This is a genomic window from Streptomyces sp. 4F14 (assembly GCF_048159485.1).
Lineage (GTDB): Bacteria > Actinomycetota > Actinomycetes > Streptomycetales > Streptomycetaceae > Streptomyces.
In genome coordinates, this window is record NZ_JBLRVY010000023.1 from 59,843 (window position 1) to 71,728 (window position 11,886).

Genomic DNA, 11,886 nt, shown 5'->3' on the forward strand with positions numbered 1-11,886 from the left:
GAAGCGCGGACAACACGGCGACGGCGGCCACCGACGACACGGCAGCGCGCCGCGCGCGGAGATCAACGGGTGCAGGGGGCAGCGTAGCGTCCCACGCGGACAGGCCGGGCACAGGGGCCGTGCGGGCCGCTCGTCCGATGGTCGTACCGACGCTCCGGCGCATCCCCTCTCGCCCCTTTTGGGCTGTTGACCCATCCCGCCACCGGCGCATACGTTGCAGGCGAGAGAAAGCGCTTGCTGCGGGTGTCGTGCCCCGCTCGCGCGTACGGCCGCCAGTCCGAGGAGTGCTGATCACCCCCATGCCCCCGACCGCTCCCCTCACCGGCCGCAGGATCCGCGCGGCCGTCATCGGCACCGGCGCCATCGCCCGCGGCTCCCACCTGCCCGCGCTCCAGGAACTCGCCGCCGAGGGCGAGGTCGAGGTCGTCGCGGCCGTCGACATCGACGCCGGAGCCGTCGAGCAGTTCTGCGCGGAGGGCGGTGTCCCGCATCCGTACACCGACCTGGAGCTGATGCTCGCCGAGCAGCGCCCCGACCTCGTCACCATCTGCACCCCTCCCACCCTGCACCGCGCCCAGAGCCAGGCCGCGCTGCGCGGTGGCGCCTGGGTGCTGTGCGAGAAGCCGCCCGTCCTCACCCTTGCCGAGTACGACGCCGTCGCCGCCGAGGAAGGCACGGAGACGGGTCCCTACTCCTCCATCGTTTTCCAGCACCGTTTCGGTTCTGGCACCCGCCACATCCGTAAGCTGCTCGCCGAGAAGGCGCTCGGCCGGCCGCTCGTCGCCCACTGCCAGACCACCTGGTACCGCGACACCGCCTACTACGCCGTGCCCTGGCGCGGACGCTGGGCCACCGAGGGCGGCGGGCCCGCGATGGGGCACGGCATCCATCAGATGGACCTCATGCTCGACCTGCTCGGGTCCTGGAGCGAGGTCCGCGCGATGGCCGGACGGCTCGTGCACGACGTCGAGACCGAGGACGTCTCCACCGCGCTCGTCCGGTTCGACAACGGCGCGATGGCGACCGTCGTCAACAGCGTCCTCAGTCCCGACGAGGTCAGCCGCATCCGCATCGACTGCGAACGCGCGACCGTCGAACTCGTCCACCTCTACGGCCACTCCAACGCGAACTGGCGCATCACCCCCGCGCCCGGTGTCTCCGAGGAGGAGCTCGCCTCCTGGCTCGACTTCGGTACGGACGTGCCGAGTTCGCACCTCGAACAGCTCCGGGAACTCGTCGCCAGCATGCGTGCCGGTGAACGGCCCCGGCTCAGCGGCGAGGAGGGGCGCGCGAGCCTCGAACTCATCAGCGCCCTCTACAAGTCGGCGTTCACCGACGTCACCGTCCGGCGCGGCGAGATCGGCTCCGGCGACCCCTACTACACCGCCCTGCACGGCGGTGCGGCCGGCTGGGCGCCCGAGGAGGGGTCCGCGTGAGCGAGCGGCTGCGGATCGTCCACGCGCACGGCGAGCACATCACCGTCACCGAGCCCGTCACCGGCGTCGAACTCCTCTCGTACGTCTACCGCGCCGAGGCCGGCTGGGAGGCGCCCAAGCCGTACATCCACCCCCTGCGCACCCTCGCCGGGGACGTCGTCACCGACTACCGGCCCAACGACCACCGCTGGCACAAGGGGCTCTCCCTCACCGCCTCGCACCTCTCCGGCGCGAACCTCTGGGGCGGCAACTCCTACATCCACGGCGAGGGTTACCTCGCGATCCCCGAACGCGTCGGCTCCATGCGGCACGTCGCCTTCGACGAGGTGAGCGCCGACGCCGACCGCGTCGTCATCGCCGAGCGGCTCACCTGGCATCCGTACGACGGTGAGCTGTGGGCCGAGGAGACGCGGCGCGTCGAGGTCCACGACGTCGACCTCGACTCCCGGTCCTGGGCGCTGACGTGGAGCAGCGCGATCACCAACCGGCGTACGGAGCCCCTTCTGTTCGGGAGCCCGACCACCGCCGGGCGCGAAATGGCCGGGTACACCGGGCTGTTCTGGCGTGGCCCCCGCGCCTTCCGGGACGGCCGCATCATCGGGCCCGACGGGGAAGGGCCCGAACTCATGGGCACGCAAGGGGAATGGCTCGCGCTCTCCGGTGAACACGACGGGGCCGACGGGTACGCCACGGTCCTCTTCGCCCACGCGCCCGAGAACGCCGGCGGGCATCCCGCGCACTGGTTCGTCCGCAACGAGCCCTTCGCCGCCATCGCCCCCTCCTGGGCCTTCTTCGAGGAACTCGCGCTGCCACCGGGCGAGACCCTCACCCGCCGCTACCGGGTCGTCGTCGCCGATGGCGCCTGGGAGCGGGCCGATATCACCAAGTACCTTGCGGAGCGGCCGTGGTGAGCGGCTTCTCCGGGCTCCCGGGCGGGGTCGGGGTCTCCCGCCTGTGCGTGTACGACTGGCCTGCCGCCGACGGCCTCCACGGCGGAACTCCCCATATGCACCTGGCCTGTTCGGAGGGGTACGTCGTGACCGGCGGCCGGGGCGCGGTCCAGACCCTGACCACGTCCGGCTACGAGGTCACCCCCCTGACCCCGGGCACCATCGCCTGGTTCACCCCCGGCACGATCCACCGCCTCATCAACGAGGACGACCTCCAGATCACCGTCCTCATGCAGAACAGCGGCCTCCCGGAGGCGGGCGACGCGGTCCTGACACTTCCCCCCGAGTACCTCACCGACGCGGAGACCTACGCCTCGGTGACCCGGATACCGCTGGACGCGCCCCGCGAGGAACAGGAGCAAGTCGCCCGCAGACGGCGGGACTTGGCGCTGGAGGGATACCGGGTACTCCGGGAGTCCCCGGACTCCCTGGCCGCCTTCCACGAGTCCGCCGCCGCTCTCGTCCGGCCTCGGGTGGGGGAGTGGCGGGAGCGCTGGGAGCGGGGAGCGTCCGCCGCCGCCCGGGCGACGGGAGAGCAGCTCGATCGGCTTGAGGAGGGGGACGCCTCGCACTTGCGCGATGCCGTCGTACGGGCCGAACAGCCTTCCGAGGTGGGGAAGTTCGGGATGTGCGGGCGGCTGGAGGTCTACAAGCTGGAGGGGTGAGGCAGAATCCCGGCCCATGACCACCGACTGGGCTCGGCTCACCCACGCCTATGGCTCCGCCGTCGACACCCCCGGCCTCTTCGCCCGCCTCGACGGCGGCCCCGGCGACAAGGCCGTCTGGGCCGCCCTCTGGTCGTCCCTCTGCCATCAAGGGACCGTCTACGACGCGAGTTTCGCCGCCCTCCCGCTGCTCACCGACATCGCCATGGGCCGTTCGCCCGGCGGGCGCGACGAGGCACTCCTCATGGCCGGGCACATCGTCGGCGCGGCCAGGGTCGGTGAGCGGGAGCTGTACGCGGAGCAGATCGCCGAACTCCTGCCTGTGGCCCGTGAGTTCCTCGCCGGCATACCGGCGGACGAGCCCGGCGACTTCGTGTACCACCTCCAAGGGCTCCTCGCCTTCGAGGGGGTGCCCTTCTGGTCGACCGAACTGGAGCTGCTGCTGCTGGAGGAGTTCGAGGTGGAGTGTCCTGAGTGCGGGGCCCGGTGGGCCGCCTCGGTGGGGGAGGACGACGACTTCAGCATCGATTTTCTCGCCGCGGACCCCGCCGAACTCTCGGGCATCGGGGCCCGGTTGTACGCCTTGGCGGACGCGCTCGTCGGGTAGAGCGGTCTTTCGTAGAGAGTTGGGAATTCCAACCTTTGTGGTCAGCGAGGGCTACTTGCCAGTAGGGTGGGTTTGGAGTTCAAACTGACCCCCTGTGGAGGACCCCATGCGTGACGCCGTCATCGTCGAAGCCGTCCGCACTCCCGTCGGCAAGGGCAAGCCCGGCGGTTCCCTGTCTCATGTGCATCCCGTTGATCTTCTCGCCCATGCTCTGCGTACCCTCGTCGACCGCAGCGGCGTCGATCCCGCGCTCGTGGACGATGTGATCGGCGGCACCGTCGACCAGGTCGGCGAGCAGGCGATGAACACGACCCGGTACGCCGCCCTGGCCGCCGGTCTCCCGGAGTCCGTGCCGGCGACGACGGTGGACCGGCAGTGCGGCTCCTCGCAGCAGGCCGTGCACTTCGCCGCGCAGGGCGTGATGGCGGGCGCGTACGACCTGGTCGTGGCCTGCGGGGTGGAGTCGATGAGCCGGGTCCCGATGTGGTCGAACGTCCCGGCGGGCAAGGATCCCTTCGGTCCGGGCATCGCCCGGCGTTATTCCGAGGGCCTCGTCCCGCAGGGCGTCAGCGCGGAGCTGATCGCCGCGAAGTGGTCCCTCACGCGCGCGCGGATGGACGAGTTCGCCGCGTCCTCGCACCGCAAGGCCGCCGCCGCGTGGGACCAGGGCCGTTTCGACGCCGAGGTCGCCCCCCTGGACGACGCCGTGCGCGACGAGTCCGTACGGCCCGGCACGACCCCCGAGATCCTCGCCGGGCTGAAGTCCGCCTACTTCGACCCCGGCTTCGCCGAGCGCTTCCCGCAGATCGAGTGGAACGTCACCGCCGGCAACGCCAGCCCGGTCAACGACGGCGCCAGCGCCGTCCTCATCGCCTCCGCCGACACGGCCGTACGCCTCGGACTGCGCCCCCTCGCGCGCGTGCGGGACTTCGCCGTGACCGGGTCCGACCCCATCCTCATGCTGACCGGCGTCATCCCGGCGACGGAGAAGGTGCTGAGCCGGGCCGGGCTCGGGGTCGGGGACATCGACCTGTTCGAGGTCAACGAGGCGTTCGCCAGCGTCGTCCTCGCCTGGCAGCAGGAGACCGGCGCGGATCTGGCGAAGGTCAACGTCAACGGCGGGGCCATCGCGCTCGGGCATCCGCTGGGCGCCAGCGGGACGCGGCTGACGACGACGCTCGTGCACGCGATGCGCGAGCGCGGGGCACGGTACGGCCTGCAGACCATGTGCGAGGCGGGAGGACTGGCCAACGCGATGATCCTGGAGTCCGTATAAGGACTACTTCCCCCGCAGGTGATGCCTCTTCCGCCAGGCCACCACCGCCCCCGCCACCGACGGCAGCGCGATGGCCGCGACGGCGATCAGGAACACCGGCGATGTCGGCGACGAGGCCCGCGCCCCGGCGACGACGTACGCGGCCGTGTTGGGCACCGAGCCCAGCGCGGTCGCGAACAGGAACGGGAACCAGCCGATGCGGGAGACGGCGGCACCGTAGTTGGCCAGCCAGAACGGCATCCCCGGGAACAGGCGCGCGGCGAGCATCGACCGCAGCCCGTGCCGGCTCAGCTGACCGTCGGCAGCCTTCAGGAGCCGCCCCCGCAGCAGGGGCCGCAGCGCGTCCTGCCCCAGGGTCCGCCCGAGCCCGAACGCCACGCCCGCGCCGAGCACCGTCCCCGCGAGCGTGGTGACGAGCCCCACTTCCCAGCCGAACAACGCCCCCGCCGCGAGGTTCAGCAGCGGCCGGGGCACGAACGCGACCGTGCACAGTCCGTACGCGACCGTGAACACAGCGGCGGCAGAAGCCCCCGTCAGCTGCGGCGGCCAGCCGTCCTGGAGCAGCTTCTGCGGCTCGAAGAGCAGCACGCACGAACCGGCCCCCGCGAGCAGCGTGACCAGCAGGAACAGGCGCGACCAGGGGGACAGCAGGCGGGTGCCCAGGGACACGGGCACGACCAGGGCGGGGGCGGCCGGGGGAGCGGCCGTGGCGGTGCCGCCAGAGCGGGTGGTGGCATCGAGCATTCCGTGACGGTAGCCCACGGAGCTGTCTGATCGCTGTATGGGTCTTCTCACCGGGACGACCCTGAACGGCACGGCGCGGAAAACCGTTCGACGCACGAAGCTCCTTCGACGATGATCGAGCACATGTTCCGGTACGCCTTCCACCTCGCAGCATCCGCCGTCGCGGATGCCCCGAAGGCTGCCGTCGCCTACTTCCTGGCCGCTGCCGACGGCGCCCGAAGCTGACCCTCCCCGGAAAGTCCGGCGGACCCCGCAGGGGGAGGGTCGGACGGTCGATCGGGGTCCCGTTTCTCTTCACCACGGACACGCTTCGAGGTACAGCCATGCCCAAGACCGCGTACGTACGCACCAAGCCGCATCTCAACATCGGCACGATGGGGCACGTCGACCACGGCAAGACCACCCTGACCGCCGCCATCACCAAGGTCCTCGCCGACCGCGGCACCGGCACGTTCGTGCCGTTCGACCGCATCGACCGCGCCCCCGAGGAGGCCGCCCGCGGTATCACCATCAACATCTCGCACGTCGAGTACGAGACCGACACCCGCCACTACGCGCACGTCGACATGCCCGGTCACGCCGACTTCATCAAGAACATGATCACCGGCGCGGCGCAGCTCGACGGGGCGATCCTCGTCGTCTCCGCGCTCGACGGGATCATGCCGCAGACCGCCGAACACGTGCTGCTGGCCCGGCAAGTCGGTGTCGACCACATCGTGGTCGCGCTCAACAAGGCCGACGGCGCGGACGAAGAGCTCGTCGAACTCGTCGAGATGGAGGTCCGGGACCTGCTGACGACCCACGGGTACGGGGGTGACAGCGCGCCCGTCGTCCGTGTCTCCGGGCTCAAGGCCCTTGAGGGGGACCCCCGTTGGGTCGCCTCCGTCGAGGCGCTGCTCGACGCGGTCGACACGTACGTGCCGATGCCTGAGCGGTATCTCGACGCGCCGTTCCTTCTGTCCGTCGAGAACGTGCTCACCATCACCGGGCGTGGGACCGTCGTCACCGGGGCTGTTGAGCGGGGGACCGTTCGGGTCGGTGACCGGGTCGAAGTGCTCGGGGCGGAGGTCGACACGGTTGTCATTGGCGTGGAGACCTTCGGGAAGCCGATGGACGAAGCGCAGGCCGGGGACAATGTCGCCCTTCTGCTGCGGGGAGTTGCCCGGGACTCCGTGCGGCGGGGGCATGTCGTCGCCGCGCCGGGGAGTGTGGTGCCTCGGCGGAAGTTCACCGCGCAGGTTTATGTGCTCTCGGCTCGGGAGGGGGGTCGTACGACCGCCGTTTCGAGTGGGTACCGGCCGCAGTTCTACATCCGTACGGCGGATGTGGTGGGGGACGTCGACCTCGGTGAGGTCGGTGTCGTTCGGCCGGGGGAGCGGGTGGACATGACCGTTGAGTTGGGGCGGGATGTGCCACTGGAGGCCGGTCTCGGGTTCGCCATTCGTGAGGGTGGCAGGACTGTGGGGGCTGGGACCATCACCGCCGTGTTGGGTTAGGTGAGTGGGGGACTGCGGGGCCGTTGTGGCTGGTCGCGCAGTCCCCCGCGCCCCTTGGAAGCACACAGGACCAGGCACAATGGAGGGGTGAACCCCGAGCCCATCCCCGTCTTTCGTTCCGTCGATCATGGGTTTGCCAAGCTCATGCCTGACGTCGATCGGGAACGGGCTTGGCTGCTGACCGTCGATGGGGCTCCTCAGTCCTACGTCGATCTCGATGCGCCCGATCATCTTGAGTTCGAGTACGTCCGTCGGCTCGGGCATGCGCTTGATGTGCTTGTGGAGCCTGTGGACGTCGTTCATCTCGGTGGGGGTGCGCTCACTCTTCCCCGTTATCTCGCCGCCACCCGGCCTGGCTGTCGGCAGCATGTCGTCGAGTTCGATCGCGGGTTGCTGGAGCTGGTTGTCGAGCAACTCCCCTTGCCTGAAGGGGACTTCACTCTCCACGCCGCCGATGCCCGCGAGTGGCTCGCCGCCGCGCCCGACTCCTCCGCCGATCTCATTGTCGCCGACGTTTTTGGCGGCTCGCGCGTGCCCGCGCAAGTGACCTCCACCGGGTACGTCCGTGAGGTTGCCCGGGTGCTGCGTGGCGACGGCGTCTATCTCGCCAACCTCGCCGACTCCGCGCCGTTCGGCTTCCTGCGTTCTCAACTCGCCGGGTTCGCCGAGGTGTTCGAGGAGCTGGCCGTTGTCGCGGAGCCGGCGGTGCTGCGGGGGCGGCGGTTCGGGAACGTCGTGCTCATCGGGGCGCGGCGGCCGCTCGATCTGGCCGCGCTGGCCCGGCGTACCGCTGCTGACGCGTTTCCGGCGCGGGTCGAACACGGGCCCGGTGTGCGGAAGTTGATCGGCGATGCGCGGCCCGTGCCGGACGCTGAGGCCGTTGCCTCACCCGAGCCGCCCGACGGCGCCTTCGGGGTCGGGTGAGGGGTCGGGCGTACGGAGTCTGAGGTTGCGGACGTCCGGGACGCACAGGACCGCCGCCGTCACCGCGACGACCGCCGCCGCGCATCCCCACAGTGCGGGCGAGCGGCCGAACGTCGTCTCCGCGGGGCCCGCGAGGGCCAGGGCGACGGGGACGAGGGCGACGGAGCCGAACCAGTCGTAGGCGGAGACGCGGGAGAGCTTATCCTCCGGTATTTCCTGGTGGAGGGCGGTCATCCAGCTCACCCCGAAGACCTCGACCGTCAGGCCGCTGAGGAACATCACCGCGCACAGGACCACGATCGGCGCCGGGACCGCGAGGGCGGCGGCCGGGAAGGCGTAGGGGAAGACGCAGAGGGTGCCGACGAGGAGGAGGCGCCGGGGGTGCCAGCGGGTCATCAGGAGGGCGCCGACGACCGTGCCCGCGCCGAAGAAGCCGAGGGCGATGCCCCAGGGGGCCGCGCCGCCCAGGTGGTCGCGGGCGACCAGGGGGCCGTAGACCGCGTCCGCGGCGCCCGCGAGGGCGTTGGCGATCGAGAACTGGAGGACGATGCCCCACAGCCAGGGGCGGCTGCTGAACTCCCGCCAGCCCTCCCGGAGATCCGCGAACAGGCCCTGGGGCTCGGCGCGTTGGGGGATGTGGCTCACGTCGAGGAACGCCCGCAGCGAGCCCGCGACCGCGAAGGCCGCCGCGTCCGCGGCGAGGACCCAGCCGGGGCCGATCGCGGCGACCATGGCACCGCCGAGGGCCGCCCCGCCGAGCGACGCGCCCTGCATCGCCGTCCGGTAGACCGCGAACGCGCGGCCCGCCTGCGATCCCGAGACCGAGGACAGGAGCATGCCCTCGGACGCCGGGCCGAAGAACGCCTGGCCGGTGCCGCCCAGCGCGCTGAGCAGCAGCATCTGCCACAGCATCGGCTCCCCGAGCAGGACCAGTGCGGCGAACACGCCCTGGGAGAGGAAGTTGAGCGTGTTCGCGGCGACCATCACGTGGTGGCGGGGGAGGCGGTCCGCCACCGCGCCGCCGATCAGCAGGAACAGGACCAGCGGGAGGGTGCGGGCCGCCGCGACCAGGCCCACGTCGCCGCCGTCGCCGCCGGTTTCGAGGACGGCGAACGCGGAGGCGATCAGGGCACCCTGGCCGCCGAGGTTCGTGACGAACGCGGCGGCGGTGAGGAGGGTGTAGTTGCGGCCGGCCCAGGCGGGGCGGGCACGTCGGGGGCGGGGAGTGGCGGCTCGGGTCACCGGGTGACTATCGCGGCCGGCGGTACGGGTCGACAAACGGATTATCGACCCGTCCCATCACCCCCTCACACGGTGGGATCAGCCCTCCACCGGATCCCCGTGCAGCCGCACCGTGCTCAGGATCTTCATGATCGTCGCGTCCGGCACCTCGTCCTTGACGCCCTTCGCCGTGGACAGCGTCCACGACACGAAGTCGCCCTTCGAGTTCTTGAAGCCGAACGTGATCGCCTTGCCGTCCGCCGCGCACTTCCCCTTCGTGGGGTTGTTCGCGGACCGCGCCCAGCCGTAGCTGCCCGCGATCCCGGCGGCGGTGGTGTACGGCGTGCCCTTCTTGTCGAAGGTGATGCTCTTCTTGTCGGGGTTGGTGTACCCGCCGAACACCCACCACGCGGGCGTGTTCACGGCGATCTCGTCGGTGTTCTTCGCCCCGGACGCGCCCTTCGTGCCGGTCACGCCGAGCCGCGAGTCGCTGGTCTTGCCGTCCTTGTCGGGGTCGGACGTGCACCACTTCGGCTTGAGCGCGGCGGTGCCGGTCATGATGACCGAGTCGAAGCCGGTGGGCTTGGTCTTGTCCTCCCACTCGTAGCCGAGCGCGGTCCCGGGCGGCTGCACCTCCCAGTCCGCCGGCACGTCGAACGCGGTGCCCCACTTGGGGTTGACGACGACCTTCCACCCGGCGACCGTCGGCTTCACGTCGCTGTCGCCGCTGCGCGGGTTGGACCCGGCGTCACTCGACACGGTCGGCGTCGGCGTCGGCGTGGGCGACGCGGAGGCGCTCGTGTCGCCGCCCTTGGCGTCGGTCTTCGAGTCGTCCTTGCCGTCGAGCACCACGAACCCGGTCACCGCGGCGGTCAGCACGACCGCGGACGCGGAGACGATCGCGACGAGCTTGGTCCGGTTACGGCCGCCGTTCCCGCCTCCGCCGCCCGGCTGCGCCTGCGCCCCGCCCACGACGGTCGGCGCACCCCAGGCGGGCTGCTGCTGCGCGTAGGGGTTGGGCTGCCCGTAGCCGGGCTGCGGTGCGCCGGGCTGCTGGTAGCCGGGCTGAGGGGCTCCCGGCTGCTGGTAGCCGGGCTGCGCGGCCCCCGGCTGCTGGGCACCGGGCTGCTGGGCCCCGGGCTGCTGGTACCCGCCCTGCTGGTACGGATTGCCCTGCTGATAGCCCGGCTGCTGATACGGATTGTTCTGCGCCTGCGGGTTCTGCTCTCCCCCGGGCGGCTGCTGTCCTTGCCACATGCGGAGAAACCCTAGTAGCGCCGGGGTCGCCTTTCGGCCACCACCCCCGGACACTCACGGTTCGATCACGACTCGCCCGGTTCGTACGCCCGCCGCATGTCACGCGGCCAGCCGCCCCGCCCCCTCCCCGAACCCGGCGACGAACTCCGCCAGCCACGCCCGGAACTCCGGCCCGAGGTCGTCCCGCGCACAGGCCAGCCGCACCACCGTGCGCAGGTAGTCGGCCTTGTCCCCGGTGTCGTAGCGCAGCCCCTCGAAGACCACCCCGTGCACCGTGCCGCCCGCCGCGAGCTCCTGGAGCGCGTCCGTGAGCTGGATCTCGCCGCCCCGGCCGGGCGGGGTGCGCTCCAGGACGCCGAAGACGGCCGGGTCGAGGACGTACCGCCCGATCACGGCGTACCGGCTGGGCGCGTCCTCGGGCGCGGGCTTCTCGACCAGCCCGGTGACGCGTACGACGCCGTCCTCGCCGGTCGGCTCCACGGCCGCGCAGCCGTAGAGGTGGACCTGCTCCCGCGGGACCTCCATGAGGGCGACGACGCTCCCCTCGTACCGCTCGCGGACCTCCAGCATCTCGCTGAGCAGGTTCTCGCGGGCGTCGATCAGGTCGTCGCCGAGCAGGACGGCGAAGGGCTGGTCGCCGACGTGGTGCCTGGCGCACAGGACGGCGTGGCCGAGGCCGAGGGGGTCGCCCTGGCGGATGTGGTGGATGTCGGCGAGCCGGGCCGGGTCGCGCACGGCGTCCAGCCGGACGGTGTCGCCCTTCGCGGCGAGGGCCTGCTCCAGCTCGAAGGCGTTGTCGAAGTGGTCCTCGATCGCGCGCTTGTGGCGGCCGGTGACCATGAGGACGTCGTCGAGCCCGGCCGCGGCGGCCTCCTCCACGACGTACTGGATGGCCGGCTTGTCGACGACCGGGAGCATCTCCTTCGGGGTCGCCTTCGTGGCGGGCAGGAAGCGGGTACCGAGGCCGGCGGCCGGGACGACGGCCTTGCGGACGGTGGGCGCGGGGCGGCGGGGGGTGGTCATACGGCCATGCTGGACCGGCGGTTTGGGAGTACGCCGAGAGCCGGATCGGAGAAACCTGTGGATCCGCGCCGGGGGGTGGCCCGGCGGCGAGCGGCGGACGACGGCACGTCGTACGGGGGTTGAAGATTTCGTGTGCCATCCACCGGGGTGCCCGCACAAGTTGAGGTCCGCCTTCCGGGCGCTTGGCGGAAGTTTTCGAATGCCGGTGCGGATACCGGCGGTAACTTATCTGAAATTCCGGCTGTTTGAACTTGGGTCACCCGAACTTCTTGTTTCCTATGAGGCGT

11 protein-coding genes are annotated in these 11,886 nt (G+C 71.2%); 7 read left to right on the top strand and 4 right to left on the bottom strand.

The window, feature by feature from the left end:
- Positions 1 to 299 precede the first annotated feature (299 nt).
- The 5 genes from ACLZOT_RS33210 (at position 300) to ACLZOT_RS33230 (ending at position 4,934) form a co-directional block, all read left to right on the top strand.
- Complete coding sequence (locus tag ACLZOT_RS33210) at positions 300 to 1,436, top strand: Gfo/Idh/MocA family protein (RefSeq protein ID WP_416972834.1); 1,137 nt, start codon at positions 300 to 302, stop codon at positions 1,434 to 1,436.
- Positions 1,433 to 2,347 carry a PmoA family protein gene (locus tag ACLZOT_RS33215; RefSeq protein WP_416972835.1) on the top strand — a complete coding sequence of 305 codons (915 nt, stop codon included), beginning with the start codon at positions 1,433 to 1,435 and terminating at the stop codon, positions 2,345 to 2,347. The genes ACLZOT_RS33210 and ACLZOT_RS33215 overlap by 4 nt, the downstream gene beginning before the upstream one ends.
- Entirely contained in the window at positions 2,341 to 3,051 is a 711-nt protein-coding gene (locus tag ACLZOT_RS33220; protein ID WP_416972836.1) for a cupin domain-containing protein, read from the top strand. The genes ACLZOT_RS33215 and ACLZOT_RS33220 overlap by 7 nt, the downstream gene beginning before the upstream one ends.
- Positions 3,052 to 3,067: 16 nt before the next feature.
- A complete protein-coding gene (locus ACLZOT_RS33225) occupies positions 3,068 to 3,658 on the top strand; it encodes a hypothetical protein (RefSeq protein ID WP_416972837.1) in 591 nt (196 codons plus the stop codon).
- 106 nt (positions 3,659 to 3,764) lie between these two features.
- The gene (locus ACLZOT_RS33230) at positions 3,765 to 4,934 is read left to right on the top strand and encodes a thiolase family protein (protein WP_416972838.1); all 1,170 of its coding nucleotides are present in this window, start codon (positions 3,765 to 3,767) and stop codon (positions 4,932 to 4,934) included.
- Positions 4,935 to 4,937: 3 nt separating this feature from the next.
- Here the strand turns inward: ACLZOT_RS33230 and ACLZOT_RS33235 are convergent, their stop codons facing one another.
- Positions 4,938 to 5,678 carry a TVP38/TMEM64 family protein gene (locus tag ACLZOT_RS33235; protein ID WP_416972839.1) on the bottom strand — a complete coding sequence of 247 codons (741 nt, stop codon included), beginning with the start codon at positions 5,676 to 5,678 and terminating at the stop codon, positions 4,938 to 4,940.
- Positions 5,679 to 6,001: 323 nt separating this feature from the next.
- Between ACLZOT_RS33235 and tuf the strand changes: the two genes are divergently transcribed.
- Both tuf and ACLZOT_RS33245 read left to right on the top strand, forming a co-directional pair.
- Entirely contained in the window at positions 6,002 to 7,174 is a 1,173-nt protein-coding gene (tuf, locus tag ACLZOT_RS33240) for an elongation factor Tu (RefSeq protein ID WP_416972840.1), read from the top strand.
- Between the two features lie 144 nt (positions 7,175 to 7,318).
- Complete coding sequence (locus ACLZOT_RS33245) at positions 7,319 to 8,098, top strand: spermidine synthase (protein ID WP_416972965.1); 780 nt, start codon at positions 7,319 to 7,321, stop codon at positions 8,096 to 8,098.
- Here ACLZOT_RS33245 and ACLZOT_RS33250 read toward each other — a convergent pair.
- From ACLZOT_RS33250 to galU, 3 genes are all read right to left on the bottom strand, one after another.
- Positions 8,060 to 9,340, bottom strand: a complete 1,281-nt coding sequence (locus tag ACLZOT_RS33250) for an MFS transporter (RefSeq protein ID WP_416972841.1) — start codon at positions 9,338 to 9,340, stop codon at positions 8,060 to 8,062. The two genes, ACLZOT_RS33245 and ACLZOT_RS33250, sit on opposite strands and share 39 nt — an antisense overlap.
- A 78-nt stretch (positions 9,341 to 9,418) precedes the next feature.
- Positions 9,419 to 10,576, bottom strand: coding sequence for a hypothetical protein (locus ACLZOT_RS33255; protein WP_416972842.1), 1,158 nt, complete (start codon positions 10,574 to 10,576; stop codon positions 9,419 to 9,421).
- A gap of 99 nt (positions 10,577 to 10,675) precedes the next feature.
- On the bottom strand, positions 10,676 to 11,599 hold the full coding sequence (gene galU / locus ACLZOT_RS33260) for a UTP--glucose-1-phosphate uridylyltransferase GalU (RefSeq protein WP_416972843.1): 924 nt from the start codon (positions 11,597 to 11,599) through the stop codon (positions 10,676 to 10,678).
- Between the last annotated feature and the right edge of the window lie 287 nt (positions 11,600 to 11,886).

Excerpts from the sequence above, each read along its gene's own strand:
- ACLZOT_RS33225 (WP_416972837.1), top strand. The coding sequence starts at position 3,068 with ATGACCACCGACTGGGCTCGGCTCACCCACGCCTATGGCTCCGCCGTC.
- ACLZOT_RS33210 (WP_416972834.1), top strand. The coding sequence starts at position 300 with ATGCCCCCGACCGCTCCCCTCACCGGCCGCAGGATCCGCGCGGCCGTC.
- ACLZOT_RS33255 (WP_416972842.1), bottom strand. The coding sequence starts at position 10,576 with ATGTGGCAAGGACAGCAGCCGCCCGGGGGAGAGCAGAACCCGCAGGCG.
- galU (WP_416972843.1), bottom strand. The coding sequence starts at position 11,599 with ATGACCACCCCCCGCCGCCCCGCGCCCACCGTCCGCAAGGCCGTCGTC.
- ACLZOT_RS33230 (WP_416972838.1), top strand. The coding sequence starts at position 3,765 with ATGCGTGACGCCGTCATCGTCGAAGCCGTCCGCACTCCCGTCGGCAAG.
- tuf (WP_416972840.1), top strand. The coding sequence starts at position 6,002 with ATGCCCAAGACCGCGTACGTACGCACCAAGCCGCATCTCAACATCGGC.
- ACLZOT_RS33235 (WP_416972839.1), bottom strand. The coding sequence starts at position 5,678 with ATGCTCGATGCCACCACCCGCTCTGGCGGCACCGCCACGGCCGCTCCC.
- ACLZOT_RS33245 (WP_416972965.1), top strand. The coding sequence starts at position 7,319 with ATGCCTGACGTCGATCGGGAACGGGCTTGGCTGCTGACCGTCGATGGG.